Origin of the sequence: Streptococcus mitis SK575 (assembly GCF_000257865.1) — a bacterium.
Classification (GTDB): Bacteria; Bacillota; Bacilli; order Lactobacillales; family Streptococcaceae; genus Streptococcus; species Streptococcus mitis_CQ.
Genome location: NZ_AICU01000088.1, coordinates 1 through 16,959 on the forward strand (window position 1 = coordinate 1; position 16,959 = coordinate 16,959).

The window sequence follows — 16,959 nt, forward strand, 5'->3', positions numbered from 1 at the left end:
TATTTAATCCGAGCTAGTAGTGATTGACCAAACCACCACACAAGATTTGCTTTCATGAGTTAGATAAGGTCAATATCCTCAATCCTTATCTGCTTCATTTTCTTTTACTAGATCTTTTTGTGAATCCTTTTCAGAGAGTTTTTGATCGATATACTTGTTAATGGTTTCATAAAATTCCTTGGTCGAATCACTGTCTAGTTTTGTCGAATTATGAACTTGATTGACTTTCAATTGAACAGATTGAATACCGTAAGAGGCTTGTTTTTGGTGGAGCGTTTCTAATTCTTCTTCTGAAATCGGATCTCCAACAACCGTCAAGACCAATTCATTGTTCCTTGACTTGTAGACTTGATTAATAACCGTGTGATTGGCGAACTCTTTTCCTACAAACTGTTTGATTCCTTCTTTTCGCGCTTGATCTATCGTCAGAGTGACTGCTGAATAACTAGCTGGAAGAATCAATAATACAATCAAGGATATCAAGCCAATTCTCATTTTAATGTTTAGCTCTTTAAATGAACTTAAGGGAGATTTTCTCATCAAAATTCTTGTTCCAACAATGTTTGTTAGCATGATAAAGACACAGTTAATCAAGAAAAGATAGAGAGCTCCAAATAAAAATCGTACATTTCCATTAGCTAAACCATAGCCCGCAGTACAGATAGGTGGCATCAGAGCTGTTGCAATGGCTACTCCTGGCACGATATTGTTTGCTTCTTTTTTCCTTGAACCAATTACGCCTGCTATCCCACCAGCAATAGCAATGAGAACATCCCAAATGGTTGGAGAGGTTCGTGCAATCAATTCGCTACTTTCATAAGATAAGGGAGAAATCCAGAAATACAGAGCCGAGACAAGCAAGCTGACCAATACTTGAGTAAATAAAACCTCTAGAGATTGCTTGATTAAACGCGTGTCAAAAATAGCTAAACCAAATCCCAGCCCAACAATCGGTGTCATAAGAGGGGAAATCAGCATAGCTCCAATAATGACAGCTGTTGAATTCATATTTAGGCCGATAGAGGCAATAAAAATCGCACACATCAAAATCACTGTATCTCTTAATCGAACATGAAGATCATCATATAATTTCTCACGGTATTCACGTGTTGAATAGTTTCCGGTCATTGGTTACTCCTTTTATTTCATATAATCTTGTTTCTGCATGGATGATAGTAGAGAGACTTTTGTCCAATCTTATATATTTTTCTTCTCACCTGTTATTCTTTTGAACATTATCTTTTAAATATCCGTCAGTCCATCCTTAACATTATATCAAAAATTTTACAGTCTTTCTCTGACGAAATCTATCAATTGAATAGATAGAGAAAGCAAGAAATTTTAGATTCATTATTAGAAAAAGAAAAACCGGTATCTCCTCTGAACTCCTGATAATATGCATTTTATTCTTTATAATTTAGCTATTTCAAAATTACAAGTTCTCCATTCTTAATTTCCCAAACTTGGTCAAACTTACTTAATAATTCGTTTTGGCGATGTAAAGTAACAATGACGGCACTTGGTAGTTCCAGAACTCTTTCCAATTCCATTTTAAACTGATTAGTATCCAAGGCAGAGAAAGGTTCGTCTAGGATAAGCAATGGATTTTTACGATTTTTCTCACGATTTAAATACATTCGTTGTTGCTGACCACCTGACAGGGATTGTGGTGGAATTTTTTCAAAATCTTCTTCTCTGAATTTTTCATTGAAACTATTGAATAGCGTTACATTATTTTCATAACTCGAAATAAATGTATGTTCTTGTTGCAGAATCATACCGAATCTTCCCCAAAGATGGTCCAAAACAAGCCCATCTAGCACAATTTGTCCTTCAAAATCTTCATCTGTTCCATTTAAAATGTTGAGAAGACTACTTTTTCCAGACCCATTCTTACCAATAAGCGCAATTTTATCCCCTTTTTGAATCGTAGCGGAAGTAATTATCAATTTTGATTCTCCCAGTTGTTTGGAAATGTTTTTCAAAGTAATCGTATCAAAAGAATGTTGAGGTGCTTGAACTGAAACGGGTCTCCCAACAATGTTTTGAAAACTCTTGATTACAGGCTTTACGGACTCTAACATTTGTAAATCATAAAGGATTTCCTGTATTGGTTCAGAAAAAGCATTAATATATCCGAAACTCGCCACCACCTCAGGAATACCGAGTTGCTGGTGAGATAGAGAGTAGGCTAAATAAATAAACAGAACAAGACTAATGAATTCAAAAGAAACACCTGTCAATAAGATGCCTGTAATTTTTGTCAAACCATACTTAAAATACTTATCCTGCAAATTCTTTAGAGAGCTCTTTTGTTGATTCAAAAAATGCGACATAGTTAGTTTATTTACCAAATGATGTCCCATGAGCAAATCCTCCAAAGTTCGATAGTAATCTCCTTGTTTTTTCAAGTAAACCTGTCTCCGATTAGCGGTCAACTTCCCAACGATTTTAGGAATTTGAATACTAATTCCAGTGGAAAAGATTAAAATCAGTGATACAATAGGATTAATTGTTCTGCTAATAATGAAAGCGTAAATGAGGATACGTAAAATTTGTTTGATAAAACTCATCAATGGAGGAAGGTAATCCTTTTCCAACGAATCTAGGTCATTAGATTGATAGGAAATATACTCTGCTACTGTTTTCTGCTTGAAATCGTGGTGACTGAGTCCCAGAAGTGAACGAAACCACTCATTTTTCAAAGTAGTCGAAAAGATAATCCCCTGCTTCCAATCAAGTATCATTTGGATATAGTTACAACTCAAATAGCCTGCCACTGACATAGAGTAACCATATAGAGCTACTTGATAATCCCCTTTGATTAATGCCTGCGTGAAATACGGTAACAAAGCTGTGCAGATATTCGATACTACACCAAAAAGAAAATTAAAGAAGAGATACCATCTAATAGTTTTAAGATATGGTAGCATATACGATACTCCTTGCTAATGCGTTTTTTACATATCGCAGAACAATCTCTACTATTCCCTATTTCAGATAGTGCGATACTCGGACATTGAGTGCAATAATTGTAAATCACACAAGTACTGCCGTTTTTACTATCATTCAAAATATAATTTGCTATTTTGTAAAATATAGGTCTATCCCATGTTTCTTTGATAGATGTAAAATGAATATTTCCAATACTTCTATTGAAAGCTTTTTCAGTTTTTCTAACGATTTAGGCTATTTCGTGACACACCCACAATCCGTGAAAATTCTGGTTATATCAGATTATGTGATTTTCGTAAGAATTTTATATTGTCTCCAATCATGGCAGTCTCCTTTTACTTGATAAAACTATTATAACATTTAGAAATTAAAAACTGGTTCAAAATCAATAGAATGTGTGTATTCGATACATTCAATAAATTCTTGGAAACAGTTCTACACCAGTTACACAAATCTATATACACCTATCTCATTCAAAATAAAAAGAAAGCTGCAGTTCTTTTAATCCTGTGTCAACGATTCATTCTGAAATCGAATAGGAGACATTTCCCAAGTCTACAATTCACTTCATCTCAAATTAATTTTTGTAATTCACCCTTAGTTTATAGATTTTATATTCAACAAAAGTATAAAGCATACAAAACTTCACTTTGAACCAGTATTTATACTATATTCCGTATTAAAAGTTCTATTATTGGTTTTGTAAAAAACAGTCTTCAAATATCCTGAAATATAGCAAAAAGAGATTGGGTAAAAACTCATTGTCTCTTCTCACTCAAGGACTAAGTTTACTTGAGCAAACTGAATCCGCACTATCGTTCCTTTTCCAACCTCAGACTCGATGCGAATCTGGTGACCCAGTTCTTCAGAAATTTTCTTAGATAGGTAAAGTCCAAGTCCAGATGACTGCTGGGTTAGGCGGCCATTGTATCCTGAAAAGCCACGTTCAAAGACTCGGAGAACATCACTATTTTTTATCCCGATTCCTGTATCCTTGATACAGAGTTCCTGGCCTTCCATATAAATCTCCAGACCACCTTCCTTGGTGTACTTGAGACTATTTGAGATAATTTGTTCAATGACCACTAGTAGCCACTTCTTATCCGTCACGATTTCTTTATCAAGGTCATGTAGATTGACATTTAAGCCTTTTTGAATAAAGAAAAGAGCATATTTACGAATTATTTCCTTGACCAAATCCTCAATTTGAACCTGCTTTAAGACCAAATCATCATGGAAACTTTCTAAACGCAGGTACTGTAAGACTAGATTGGTATAGGAATCAATTTTGAAAATTTCCTGTTCCAACTGCTGCTTCAGTTGGCGGTCGGCCACTTCTGCAACTAAGAGTTGACTGGCTGCAATGGGGGTCTTAATCTGGTGCACCCACAAGGTATAGTAATCCAGCAAATCCGTCAGTTTTCTTTCTGCGTCAGACCTCTGCTGATAGAGTTCCATCTCACGCGCTTCTAATTTTTCAGCCAAAACTCTTTCCAATGGAGATTTGGCTTCCCTCTCCCCATAGAGAATTTCCTGGCGATAGACCTGCATTTCCACCAATATGTCCCAAGTGAAAAATAAGATGGTTACAAAACAACACAAGAGGAAAAAGTAGAGAAAGTAAATTCCCAAACTGGCAAATAAAAACTGAAAGAGCAAAACCAGAAATGTCAAGGTAAGCAGATAGACAAACAGACGACTACGGGAGCGCAGATAGGCTAGAAAAAATGGTTTCCAATCAAGCATGCTTTAATCCGTACCCTATCCCTTTCTTGGTCTCGATAAATCCTATCAAGCCCTGTTCTTCCAATTTTTTACGCAAACGAGCCACATTGACAGAGAGGGTATTATCATCAATGAAAAAGTCACTGTTCCAAAGTTCTCGCATGAGGTCGTCACGCGCTACGATATTGCCCGCATGCTCAAATAAAACGCGTAAAATCTGGAATTCGTTCTTGGTCAAATTCAAGACTTGCCCTTGATAATGTAAATCCATGGATTTGGTATTAAGGATAACACCAGCATATTCCAGTAAACTCTCGTCACGCCCAAACTCATAGGAACGACGCAACAAGCCCTGAACCTTGGCTAAAAGAACCTGCTGGTCAAAAGGCTTAGTCACAAAGTCATCCGCGCCCATATTGATTGCCATGACAATATCCATAGCCTGGTCTCTCGAAGACAGGAACATGATAGGCACCTTGGAAATCTTGCGGATTTCCTGACACCAGTGATAGCCATTAAACAAGGGCAAACCAATATCCATGAGGACCAGATGAGGTTCCGATTGGACAAAAAGACTCAAAACTTCCATAAAGTCTTCTACCAAGACCACTTCAAATCCCCATTCAGAGAGCATTTTCCCGACCTGTTGCCGAATAACCTGATCATCTTCTACTAATAAAATCTTGTGCATCTGATTCTCCTTTGCTAATTTTAGGAGTCTTAAATCCTTTAGTATAAATAGAGGGCTTAGTATCTAATACTTTTTTGACATTTCCTTGTCACAAAAGCTCAAAAACAGATAGTGAATAACCCCATTGATATCATACCTTATTTTCAGACATAGTGCCAGCACTACCCATTTATTTTTAATTTTTTCAACCCTCATTTCAGTTCTTTTATACATCCCCTTAACCAAAATTTATATCTATTCTTCCAAACCTTGAGTGTAGTTAAAACGACACTCTATACTCTTCTAACATTGAAAAGCTCCTTATCAAGTGGTATCCGTAAAAAGTTCTAGCTTTCAGATTGACAATCTGAAAAAGATTTGTTAAGATATGAATGAACAACATTTAATATTCATTCAGAAAAGAGGTGAATCAAATTGGACAAAAAACAGGCTTTGAAATCCGCAGCTTATGAAGTTTTTTCAAAAAAAGGATACAAGGCGACAGGAATTTCAGAAATTGCTAGACAAGCTCATATGGCAGTCGGATCTTTTTATAACTATTACGAAAGTAAAGAAGCTATTTTTTTAGATATCTATATTGATGAAAACAACCGTGTTCGCCAAACTATGATCGAAGAACTGGATTGGGAAATTGATATGATTGATCTTATTAGTCAACTCTTTGCTCAATCCAGAGCACTCGTTTCTTCCAATAAAATCCTTGCAGAATGGTACAATCCTGCCATAGCAGATGAGTTGCATAGCTACTATTCCTCAGAAGAAGGGAAAGTCACGAATCCATTTCATCAATTTCTCGTGAAAACCTTTACTCATCGTTTGCAGACTGAAGGTCATTCTCCAGAAAAAATTCAAAATATTTTACAAGTTTACAACCTATTTTACTACATGGATATGCATATCACAGAAAATGATTTTCCAGATATTAGCAAAACTGTAGAAATACTAGCAACCAACTTCATTAAAGGAATACTGAAATAAAGAAATCTTTTCTTTATTTTTTGGAAATTATTGAATGAAAAAAAATATTATTCATTCATAGAAAATTACTACACTATAGGAGTTAAAAATGAAACGAGGGAAAAAAATGTTCATAATTATTCTAACTACACTTGGAGTGCTCGGCTTTATATCTTGGGGAATCATTACCTATCTTGGACGAAGTCAAACTTTATCTATAAAATCCATTGAAAATCCCAGCGGAGATTTGTATTTAGTTCACATCACAAAACCAAAAAATCAAATATGGAAAGCTGGCTCCTATGCTCAGTTTAAGCTTCCTGACAGTTCGTTTGGTCTAGACAAAAGTCCAGTAAAGGAGGATCAGGCTAGCCGATGGCTAACCCTTGCTTCCACTCCTGATGAGGATGAAATTCTTATTGTAACCCATAATAGTGGTAGCGTGTTTAAGGAAACCTTAACACATTTACCAGCTGATAGTAAAATTGAGATGAGTTGGCTGGAGTCATCTTTATCTGTTAAAGACAATGACCAAGCACTGGTTTGTTTTGCCTCTGATGTCGGTATTTCTACTCTACGTCCAGTTATGAAAGAGTGGGCTGGTAAGCGCTCCATCATTCTTAATCATTTAGACAAAGGAGTAAACATTTTTGATAATGAGTTAAGAGAGCTTAGTAAGAATAATCCGAATCTAACTTATAAAACTAGCGAAACCTTTTCTCAAAGCCAAGCATTTTTAAAAAATGCGGTTGTGAAATACGGTAACCAAGCTATTTATCTCTTAACCGGCCAACCTGATGATATAAATGAGATGAAGAATTTCTTAAAAGAGAATGGGATTGACGCCAAACAGATACAAACAAGTATGTTTAGAGGTTTGAAATAAAAGCAAACTGTCTTCTATGTGTCTGAATCATACCATTATAGGTCAGTATGTAGAGAGCTCGTACAAACCAACTAGTAAATTCTATGTGTTTGTGATAAGATAAATAAAAAGAAAGGAGTTCTTATGACCAATATTTTTGACTACCTGAAAGATGTCGCACACGATTCTTATTACGACCTTCCTTTGAATGAGTTAGACATTCTAGCCTTAACAGAAATCACCTATCTCTCCTTTGATAATCTGGTCTCCACAACTCCTATGCGACTTTTAGACCTGGTACCTCAGGTTCCAAGAGAATCTAACATGTTGACCAGCAAAAATCGCCTCCAGCTATTAGATGAACTAGCTCAACACAAACGCTTCAAAAATTGCAAACTCTCCCATTTTATCAATGACATCGACCCTGAATTGCAAAAACAGTTTGCGGCTATGACCTACCGCCTCACTCTCGATACCTATCTGATTGTCTTTCGTGGGACAGATGACAGTATCATTGGCTGGAAGGAAGATTTCCACCTGACCTATATGAAGGAAATTCCTGCTCAAAAGCACGCCCTTCGCTATTTAAAGAACTTTCTTGTCCAACATCCTAAGCAAAAGGTCATTCTGGCCGGGCATTCCAAGGGAGGAAATCTAGCCATCTATGCTGCTAGTCAAATTGAGCAAAGCTTACAAAATCAAATCACAGCAGTTTATACCTTTGATGCGCCTGGTCTCCACAAAGAACTGACACAAACCGAGGGCTATCAAAGGATAATGGATAGAACCAAGGTCTTCATCCCTCAAGGATCCATTATCGGTATGATGATGGAAATTCCTAACCGCCAAATCATCGTGCACAGTACTGCCTTAGGTGGTATCGCCCAGCACGATACCTTTAGTTGGCTGATTGAGGACAAGCACTTCGTCCAACTAGATAAAACCAACAGTGATAGCCAACAAGTTGACACAACCTTCAAGGAGTGGGTGGCCACAGTCCCTGACGAGGAACTCCAGCTCTACTTCGACCTCTTCTTTGGCACCATTCTAGATGCTGGGATTAGCTCCATCAATGACCTGTCTTCCTTAAAGGCGCTTGAACACATTCATCATCTCTTCGTCCAAGCTCAATCCCTCACTCCAGAAGAAAGGGAAACTATGGGTCGCCTTACCCAATTATTGATTGATACCCGTTACCAAGCCTGGAAGAATAGATAATACTCTTGAAAATTAAATGTATACAAAACAAAAGACCTAGAATACATACTTTCATGTGCATTCTAAGTCTTTTTAAATAAAATCTAACTACCAAATAATCCCTTTGTAGGCTATCAAAATGAGGACTGATAGCAGGACATAAAAGGCAAGGAAAAGCCATTTCATCTTAACACAGAGCGCTACGTACTCCCGAATAAAAGCAGATGGTATGTAGTAGCCTGCCGTCCTACATCCGAGGCCATCTCCCTTCATATTTAACTTACGCGCATAGGTACTGGTACGAAAAACATGATAGTCATTTGTTACAAAGAGGAATTGAGGTTTGGCTACCAGTTTCTCGCCAAGTTCCTTAGAAAAGAGAAGGTTCTCATAGGTAGTCCTTGATTGATCCTCCAGAATAATCGCATCTTGGGGAACATCTGTCTCTTCAAGCAGATAGTTTGTAATGGCCTGCGCTTCAGAAATCTTCTCATCTCCTCCTTGACCACCGCTGGCAATAATTTTTATGTTAGAATTTTTAGACTTGTAGTAAGCTTCTACTGCCTTATCAATTCTCCTCTTCAGCAAAGGTGTTACCTTTTCTCCGCCTAATAAACCAGCACCGTGAATGATAATAAAATCATAATGCTTCTTCTTAGGAATAAAGAGATACAAGATAGAGTACAGCATAAAACCCGTAAAAGCAAAGCCAAAAATAAAATAAGAGTAGAAAATGAATACAAATAAAATGTTTAGAAAGTGATTGGTGTAAAATAATTCATTTTGACCTCCCAATCGAAATGAAATCAAGGCAAAAAATACCAAAATGACTATTCCAAGGAGCATGGAGAGATAATTGGCCTTTGAACGTCCCTCTCGCTTCAACAAAATGATCCCATTATAGATTAAAAAGATACCACTCAGAAAAAGCAAAAAAGGAAGTAAAATAAAGGGAAATATAAAAAAAGCAAAATGAATCTTCTCATACCCATTTTGATAAAAAAGGTAGCCTAGATAAAAATAACTGGAAATGAGGGATAATAAGAATAATACTGGATTCCACAAACTTCTATTATCCTTCCAAAATGACACTATAAAGGCTAATACAATTCCTATAACGAGATACATTTCTTCCTCCTTTAATAACTACATTTTATCATAATTATCTAAAAAGAAAAAGAGGGCATCTATCCCTCTTACTCCTTCATCTGACTCTCTGCATCGGCCACGACTTGTTCTAGACTAGTCTGACCAAGTTCAGCCTCCATAGCCAGCTGAATTCTCTCCAATTTTTGATCCAAAACATCATGAATATGAGCTCCAACTGGGCAATTTGGATTCGGATTGTCATGGAAACTGAAGAGTTGACCTGTCTTACCAAGACACTCAACCGCTTGATAAACATCTAAAAGACTAATATCCTTGAGATCCTTAACAATCTCTGTCCCACCTGTTCCACGCGCTACTGAAATCAGCTCTGCCTTCTTCAACTGAGACAAGGTCTTTCTGATAATGACAGGATTGACCCCGACACTAGCAGCTAAAAAATCACTGGTCACCTTGCTTTCCTTCCCCTCGAGGGCAATAATTATCAGCATATGAGTCGCAATGGTAAATCTACTCGGAATTTGCATCCTCTTCTCCTTTTTACGAGGCTAGCCTGCCTCTACTCTTCTTTTTCTTTTATTATACCTTTTTTAGTTGTAATGTCAATCGTTACCACTTTTCAACCAAGCATCTAATTCCCTATCATAACCCTCTTTCTGGGCTAATTCTCTCAGAAATTCCTGATGATGAGTATGGTGGATACCATTGACCAGACTTTCATAGTAAACCTCAAAATAGGGAAGTTTGAGGTCTTTAGCTAGCTGCAATTCAGCTGCCACATCGTAGTCTACCCGTCGGAAGTCCATATCTACCAAGCCCTTGTCATCAAACTCTAAAATCATATACTGGGCTCGCAAGTCCTTCCGCAACTGGGCATCTAGAAAGAAAGGCTGGCCAATTGAACCCGGATTGACAATCAATTGCCCACCAGTCCCGTAACGAAGCAACTGCTGGTGAATATGACCATAAACAGCAATATCACAAGGCGGATTGGTCACCAAGCGGTCAAAATCCTCTTGCGACCCAGTATGAATCAACTCACGCCCCCAGTTCTTATCAGGCAGATGATGGCTAATTCCCACCGTCAAATCCCCAAACTGACGATGAAGCTGGAGGGGTTGATTGTGGAGCAGTTCGATTTCTTCTAGGGAAATTTCCTCTAAAACATACTGGCACTGGCGCAAGAGATAGCGTTGACTGGGACGAGTACTATCCAATTCCTTACGGACACCATGCCACAGACTGTCTTCCCAGTTTCCCAAAACTCTAGCCGTAATCGGTAGTTGAACCAACAAGTCCAAAATCCTTCTACGCCCTGTCCCTGGCATGAGAATATCTCCCAAAAGCCAGTATTCATCCACTCCTAGCTGCCGAGCATCTGCCAAAACAGCCTCCAAGGCGGTGGTATTTCCATGAATATCTGAAAGAAGAGCTATTTTCGTCATATCCATCTCCTCGTTTTTTCTCTTGCAATAAGTATAACATAAAAAGTCATAGCTAGAGAAATCTAGCTTTTTTTGATATACTAGATAGAGATATTAGACAAGAGGAAACGAATGACCCCGAATAAAGAAGATTATCTAAAGTGTATTTACGAAATTGGCATAGACCTGCATAAAATCACCAACAAGGAAATTGCGGCTCGCATGCAAGTCTCTCCCCCTGCCGTAACTGAAATGATTAAACGGATGAAAAGTGAAAATCTCATCCTCAAGGACAAGGAATGTGGCTATCTACTGACTGATCTCGGACTCAAACTGGTCTCTGAGCTCTATCGTAAACACCGCTTGATTGAAGTTTTTCTAGTTCATCATTTAGACTATACGAGTGACCAGATTCATGAGGAAGCTGAGGTCTTGGAACACACTGTATCTGACCTGTTCGTGGAAAGACTGGATAAATTGCTAGGTTTCCCTAAAACCTGCCCCCACGGAGGAACCATTCCTGCCAAGGGAGAACTCCTAGTTGAAATCAATAACCTGCCACTAGCTGACATCAAGGAAGCTGGCTCCTATCGCCTGACTCGGGTGCACGATAGTTTTGACATTCTCAGTTATCTGGACAAGCACTCACTTCACATCGGTGATTCGCTCCAAGTCAAGCAGTTTGATGGCTTCAGCAACACCTTCACTATCCTTAGTAAAGACGAGGATTTACAAGTGAATATGGACATTGCCAAACAACTCTATGTCGAAAAAATCAACTAATTTCTCAAGTCCCCTACCAACCCTGAAAATTTGATTTTCAGGGTTTTATTTTTATCATTTGATTTTGCTTTCATTTAGTTGTAGAATATTTGTTAAAAAAAAAAGAAAGATAGTTTAACCTATGAAAAAATCACTAAAAATTTTTGCGACATCTAAATGGTTTGACCTCTTTGGAGTTGCTTTGGTCGTTGGGATTGCGATTGCATCTGGTTACCTCAACTCCCGCCTCGATAAATTTGTAGACTGGGGACCATGGACAGCTCTTGTTCCCTTTGGATTGATTTCCGTAACCAATGTTGGGATTTCCATGTTGTCCACTCGTTTCACGGGAAAATTAAGCAAATGGGGAAATTACTTTGGCATTGTTAATACCATTTTGTCCGGTGCTATTGATTATATCCTTGGAAATAAGGCGGCTATTATCACTTATCCCGTCACCTTCCTCATTTATACCTTTGCTATTAAGAAATGGGAAGCTTCGCAAGAAGGCAGACCCAACCAAATGAGCCAAAAACAGCTAAAATTGGCGGCCATCATCATTTCAATCATCGCCTTCCTCTTTGCCTTTGTGACCAACTATATCGGATATGGGGGCAAGATGAATCTCCTTGCCTACGTAACAACTATTGCCTTTGCACTGTCCCTCATTGCCAATGCTTTGAATGCATTGAAACTAACAACTCAGTGGGGCTTTTGGTTGATTTACAATTTCGTTCAGCTGACAAAGGCTGGCATTCAAGGAAACTTTGCCAATATCGGTAAATACATCTTTTATATCCTCAATGCAATCGGAGCTTTATTTGTCTGGAATGATGAAGAAGTAAAACAATAAGAGGAAAATCAAATAAAGAAATCTAACAGAATCTCCTTACTAAAATTTTTTATCATTTTACTTGTAACTCCCATTCTTTTGGAGTAGAATGAAGCTAGATAAAAGAGGGAGGTCTTGTCATGAAAAAACTCTATAGAATCCATTTTACAGCAATTGCAGTTATCGATTTGCTACTATTCGCATTTTTTAGCACTAGACCCGAGACAGCTTTCGACTGGCTCTTGCTCACTGGTTTTATTTTCCTCCTTGTTCAGGGACTCCTGCTATTTCGCTTGGTCGTCCAACTAAAAAATCAATTCGCTGAGATTTATCCTCAAATCAATAAAATGATTCGCTTCTACTATTTAGGGGTGCTCATCAGCGACTTTCTATTATTTGTTCTCTTAGCCTTCACTAGTTCTCAGCGATTTTCCACTCTTATGCCAATCGTCACTGCTTGTCATTATACTTTATATTATCTGACGACTGACTACCTAAGAGAAAACTATCCAGACTTTTACGATAAACACATCACTTTATGGGAGTGTCTCTAAGGAAAAGGAGGTTTTAGCATGAAAAAAATCATCTTCATCAAAACTATTCAACTCCTTGTCATTGATGGAATTATGCTGGCATTTTTGACATTTAAAGAAGGGCTTACTTGGGATTGGATTTTAATTTATAGCGGTTGGCTCATTTTCTTTCATCCTGTGCTATTGACCTATCTGTCTAATCAGCTTTGTGACCACTTTAGTCAACTCTATTCCCAGATTAGACCGCGATTCTGGCGTTTTGCCTTACAAATCCTCCTATGGGATAGCCTGATGATTCTCTCCTTGATATTTTTAAGTAGCATCCCACTTTTCCTTCAGGATACCCTCCTCATCCTAGGACACATCATCCCTTCCTATCGCACTTGCCAAAGCCTGAAACAAGATTTCCCCAAGCCCTATCAAGAACCGATTTCTTTTTGGAGCATTTTATGATAGATGAGAAAAACCAAGCCGGCTGGGCTTGGTCTTTCTTATCTATTTTTAGTATCTAGGATAATGGTAACTGGCCCATCATTGACCAGCTCAACCTGCATATCCGCTCCAAAGATGCCTGTCTGAACGGGCACTTCTTGCGCTAATTTTTGATTGAATGTATCATAGAAGTCTGATGCCATATCAGGCTTGGCTGCACCTGTAAAGGCTGGACGATTGCCTTTCTTAGTATCCGCAAAGAGGGTAAACTGAGAAATAGAGAGGATTTCTCCTTCAATATCTTTGACAGACAGGTTCATCTTGCCTTCTGCATCTGAAAAAATCCGCATATTGACCAGTTTTCTCACAGCATAGTCCAAATCTTCCTCTTGGTCCTCTGGTCCAACACCAACCAGCAATAAGAGTCCCTGATTAATTTTTCCCTGAACCTGACCTTCGATACTCACTTGGGCTTTTTTAACCCGTTGGATAATGATTTTCATAATAGCCTTTCTAGTAAGAGCTAGGCCAATTAGCCGTTGGTCCGTTTAACAGAATAGACCTCTGGTACGCTCTTAATCTTATCTACGACCGTGGTCAGCGTCGAGAGGTTAGCAATGCCGAAGGACACATGGATATTAGCAAACTTCATATCCTTGGTTGGTTGGGCATTGACCGTTGAGATGTTCTTGGTTGTGTTTGAAAGAACTTGCAGTACATCGTTCAACAGTCCTGTACGGTTGAGACCATAGATATCGATATGAGCCATATACTCCTTATTTGAGTTTGAATACTGGTCTTCCCACTCCACATCAAGGAGACGTTGCTCGTAGTTTTCTTGGGCACGCAGGTTCATACAGTCCACACGGTGAATAGCCACACCACGCCCCTTAGTGATATAGCCGACAATATCATCACCAGGAACAGGATTACAACACTTGGCAATCCGCACGAGGAGACCTGAGGCACCTTCAATGACCACACCACCCTCATGCTTGACCTTGAGGGTTTCTTTGTTTTCAACCTTGACCTCGCCACCTTTGACAAGTTCTTCTGCTTCCGCCTTGGCCTTGGCACGTTCTTCTTCACGACGTTCCTTTTCAGTCAGACGGTTAAAGACGGTAATCGCACCAATTTCGCCAAAACCAATGGCCGCAAAGAGGGATTCTTCTGTCTTGTAGCTGGTCTTTTGTAGAACTTGGTCCATGTGGCGCTTGTCCATGAATTTATTGGCTACATAGCCGTTTTCTTGGAACTGGGCCATCAACATCTCACGACCCTTGTTGACAGACAATTCCTTATCTTGATTTTTAAAGAACTGACGAATCTTGTTACGGGCCTTGCTGGTCTTGACCATGTTAAGCCAGTCACGGCTCGGCCCAAAGGAGTTCGGGTTGGTAACAATTTCAACCTGATCCCCTGTCTTGAGCTTGGTTGTCAGTGGAACCATACGACCATTGACCTTAGCACCAGTTGCTTTTTCTCCGACTTTTGTATGGATTTCATAGGCAAAGTCAATCGGTCCTGAATCTTTTGGAAGTGAACGGACAGCTCCATCTGGGGTAAAGACGTAAATCTCCTCAGCCAGATAGTTTTCCTTGACCGAGTCCACAAATTCTTTGGCATCATCAGCCTGGTCTTGGAGCTCCATCATCTCCTTGATCCAGTTCATCCCAATAGCTGATTCCTTGCTGTTAACCTGCCCCTTAACGCCTTTCTTATAAGCCCAGTGAGCCGCAACCCCGTACTCAGCCACCTCGTGCATGGCTTTAGTTCGAATCTGGAATTCAATCGGCCCTTTTGGCCCATAAACAGTCGTATGGATAGACTGGTAACCATTGGCCTTGCGGTTAGCGATATAGTCTTTAAAGCGACCAGGCATGGGTTTCCAAAGTTCATGCACATAACCCAACATGGCATAAACATCACTTTGGGTATCTAAAATACAGCGAATAGCAATCAGGTCATAGATTTCCTCAAACCGTTTTCTCTTATCCTGCATTTTGCGGAAAATAGAGTAAATATGCTTGGGACGACCATAAATCTTCCCTCTCAAGTGATGATCCGTCGTATATTCCTCTAATTTTGTGACCACCTCATCCACCAAGGCCTCACGCTCCCTACGCTTTTCCTTCATCATATGGGTAATCTTGTAAAACTCCGTTGGGTTGAGGTAACGGAAAGATAGGTCTTCCAATTCCCATTTGACACTGGAAATCCCCAAACGATGGGCAAGTGGGGCATAGATTTCCATGGTTTCTTTGGAAATACGCTCCTGCTTGTCTTTTCGAAGATGTTTCAGGGTCCGCATATTGTGCAAGCGGTCAGACAGTTTGACCAAGATAACACGGATGTCCTCAGACATGGCCATGAGCATCTTGCGATGATTTTCCGCTAATTGCTCTTCGTGAGACTTGTACTTGACCTTACCGAGCTTGGTAACTCCATCGACAATCACGCGCACATCAGGACCAAACTCTCTTTCCAAATCGTCCAAGGTCGCATCTGTATCTTCCACCACATCATGCAAGAAACCACAAGCTACTGTTACAGCATCCAGCTTGAGCTTGGCTAAAATACCTGCCACTTGGATGGGGTGAATGATATAAGGCTCACCTGATTTGCGATATTGACCACTATGGCATTCAACAGCATAAACCAAGGCCTTATGGACAAAATGGACATCCTCTTCCGTTAAATATTCTTTGGTTAAAGCGACAACTTCTTCGCCTGTTAAATTCACTTCTTTTGGCATCTCTACTCTCCAATTCTTCCTACCATTTTATCACTTTTTTAAGAATATGAAAACTAGATTGGAACAGAATAAGAAAAAAATAATTCAGAATTGCTTGATAATTCTGAATTATTGGTCTATAATATATTACGAAGTTAGATTTTAAACTTAGGTGATAGAAGGAGAGATAGAAGAACGGAAACCATATTGTAACCGAAAGACTTTCTGACTTCCCCAATTCCATTGAAGATACGAAAGATAAACGGTGGAACTCGTGTCACATACACTGGTACCTTGACTGGATTTTGAAATTAAAAATCCTCAAGATACTTTCTTTTATCCTTTAGTTTATAAGGAGAACACCTATGAAAAAAACTGCTATTTCTATCTTTGCTCTCCTAGTGTTAGGAGTTAGCTACCTGTTCCTATTCAGCCAGCAAAGCTATAAAAAAACAGTCGTTCAATACTATGCTAACGACCAGAACCTGCCCAATAGGATAACTTATAGTGAATATAGCGATAAACGAGAAGCCAACTACGGTGGCACTCTAAACATCACATCTATCAAACAAGCTAATGACGGAGTTTATGCAACCTATGAAGGGCAATTGACACCTCTCCAATATTGATAAATTGATAACCAGCCTGTCTTCATCCAGTCATGCTGGTTTTTAAGTTCATTCTAAATCCTTACCTATTTTCCCCAACTGTGCTATACTTAATTTATACTCAATGAAAATCAAAG

General features: G+C 38.9%; 17 protein-coding genes. 8 read left to right on the forward strand and 9 right to left on the reverse strand.

Features of this window, described 5'->3' with window-relative positions:
• Positions 1–78 precede the first annotated feature (78 nt).
• From HMPREF1048_RS11925 to HMPREF1048_RS11940, 4 genes are all read right to left on the reverse strand, one after another.
• Positions 79–1,128: a DUF389 domain-containing protein gene (locus HMPREF1048_RS11925; RefSeq protein ID WP_000147506.1), complete on the reverse strand. Its 1,050-nt coding sequence runs from the start codon at positions 1,126–1,128 to the stop codon at positions 79–81.
• Between the two features lie 293 nt (positions 1,129–1,421).
• Positions 1,422–2,933: an ATP-binding cassette domain-containing protein gene (locus HMPREF1048_RS11930; protein WP_004249319.1), complete on the reverse strand. Its 1,512-nt coding sequence runs from the start codon at positions 2,931–2,933 to the stop codon at positions 1,422–1,424.
• Between the two features lie 793 nt (positions 2,934–3,726).
• Positions 3,727–4,701: a HAMP domain-containing histidine kinase gene (locus HMPREF1048_RS11935; protein ID WP_000887943.1), complete on the reverse strand. Its 975-nt coding sequence runs from the start codon at positions 4,699–4,701 to the stop codon at positions 3,727–3,729.
• Entirely contained in the window at positions 4,694–5,371 is a 678-nt protein-coding gene (locus HMPREF1048_RS11940; protein ID WP_000548990.1) for a response regulator transcription factor, read from the reverse strand. The genes HMPREF1048_RS11935 and HMPREF1048_RS11940 overlap by 8 nt, the downstream gene beginning before the upstream one ends.
• 408 nt (positions 5,372–5,779) lie before the next feature.
• Between HMPREF1048_RS11940 and HMPREF1048_RS11945 the strand changes: the two genes are divergently transcribed.
• The 3 genes from HMPREF1048_RS11945 to HMPREF1048_RS11955 all read left to right on the forward strand — a co-directional run bounded on the left by HMPREF1048_RS11945 (position 5,780) and on the right by HMPREF1048_RS11955 (position 8,411).
• The gene (locus HMPREF1048_RS11945) at positions 5,780–6,349 is read left to right on the forward strand and encodes a TetR/AcrR family transcriptional regulator (RefSeq protein ID WP_100207726.1); all 570 of its coding nucleotides are present in this window, start codon (positions 5,780–5,782) and stop codon (positions 6,347–6,349) included.
• Between the two features lie 88 nt (positions 6,350–6,437).
• Positions 6,438–7,214 carry a ferredoxin reductase domain-containing protein gene (locus HMPREF1048_RS11950; protein WP_000820269.1) on the forward strand — a complete coding sequence of 259 codons (777 nt, stop codon included), beginning with the start codon at positions 6,438–6,440 and terminating at the stop codon, positions 7,212–7,214.
• 123 nt (positions 7,215–7,337) lie between these two features.
• Complete coding sequence (locus HMPREF1048_RS11955; RefSeq protein ID WP_000181731.1) at positions 7,338–8,411, forward strand: DUF2974 domain-containing protein; 1,074 nt, start codon at positions 7,338–7,340, stop codon at positions 8,409–8,411.
• A gap of 87 nt (positions 8,412–8,498) precedes the next feature.
• Here the strand turns inward: HMPREF1048_RS11955 and HMPREF1048_RS11960 are convergent, their stop codons facing one another.
• From HMPREF1048_RS11960 to HMPREF1048_RS11970, 3 genes are all read right to left on the reverse strand, one after another.
• Positions 8,499–9,518: a YdcF family protein gene (locus HMPREF1048_RS11960; protein ID WP_000281602.1), complete on the reverse strand. Its 1,020-nt coding sequence runs from the start codon at positions 9,516–9,518 to the stop codon at positions 8,499–8,501.
• 68 nt (positions 9,519–9,586) lie between these two features.
• Positions 9,587–10,024: an Rrf2 family transcriptional regulator gene (locus tag HMPREF1048_RS11965; protein WP_001166788.1), complete on the reverse strand. Its 438-nt coding sequence runs from the start codon at positions 10,022–10,024 to the stop codon at positions 9,587–9,589.
• A 75-nt stretch (positions 10,025–10,099) separates the two neighbouring features.
• Positions 10,100–10,942, reverse strand: coding sequence for a metallophosphoesterase family protein (locus tag HMPREF1048_RS11970; RefSeq protein WP_000160960.1), 843 nt, complete (start codon positions 10,940–10,942; stop codon positions 10,100–10,102).
• Between the two features lie 111 nt (positions 10,943–11,053).
• On the opposite strand from HMPREF1048_RS11970, the gene HMPREF1048_RS11975 reads away from it, so the two are divergent.
• From HMPREF1048_RS11975 to HMPREF1048_RS12970, 4 genes are all read left to right on the forward strand, one after another.
• Positions 11,054–11,704 carry a metal-dependent transcriptional regulator gene (locus tag HMPREF1048_RS11975; protein ID WP_000188510.1) on the forward strand — a complete coding sequence of 217 codons (651 nt, stop codon included), beginning with the start codon at positions 11,054–11,056 and terminating at the stop codon, positions 11,702–11,704.
• A 121-nt stretch (positions 11,705–11,825) separates the two neighbouring features.
• Positions 11,826–12,536 carry a nicotinamide mononucleotide transporter gene (locus HMPREF1048_RS11985; protein ID WP_000749112.1) on the forward strand — a complete coding sequence of 237 codons (711 nt, stop codon included), beginning with the start codon at positions 11,826–11,828 and terminating at the stop codon, positions 12,534–12,536.
• 119 nt (positions 12,537–12,655) lie between these two features.
• Positions 12,656–13,069: a hypothetical protein gene (locus HMPREF1048_RS11990; RefSeq protein ID WP_000737932.1), complete on the forward strand. Its 414-nt coding sequence runs from the start codon at positions 12,656–12,658 to the stop codon at positions 13,067–13,069.
• Between the two features lie 18 nt (positions 13,070–13,087).
• Positions 13,088–13,501, forward strand: a complete 414-nt coding sequence (locus HMPREF1048_RS12970; RefSeq protein ID WP_000720030.1) for a hypothetical protein — start codon at positions 13,088–13,090, stop codon at positions 13,499–13,501.
• A gap of 38 nt (positions 13,502–13,539) precedes the next feature.
• Here HMPREF1048_RS12970 and dtd read toward each other — a convergent pair whose 3' ends face one another.
• The gene (gene dtd, locus HMPREF1048_RS11995; RefSeq protein ID WP_000691421.1) at positions 13,540–13,983 is read right to left on the reverse strand and encodes a D-aminoacyl-tRNA deacylase; all 444 of its coding nucleotides are present in this window, start codon (positions 13,981–13,983) and stop codon (positions 13,540–13,542) included.
• Between the two features lie 29 nt (positions 13,984–14,012).
• Entirely contained in the window at positions 14,013–16,235 is a 2,223-nt protein-coding gene (locus HMPREF1048_RS12000; protein ID WP_001123811.1) for a RelA/SpoT family protein, read from the reverse strand.
• A gap of 344 nt (positions 16,236–16,579) precedes the next feature.
• On the opposite strand from HMPREF1048_RS12000, the gene HMPREF1048_RS12010 reads away from it, so the two are divergent.
• Positions 16,580–16,843, forward strand: a complete 264-nt coding sequence (locus tag HMPREF1048_RS12010) for a hypothetical protein (protein ID WP_000750452.1) — start codon at positions 16,580–16,582, stop codon at positions 16,841–16,843.
• Positions 16,844–16,959: the final 116 nt, after the last annotated feature.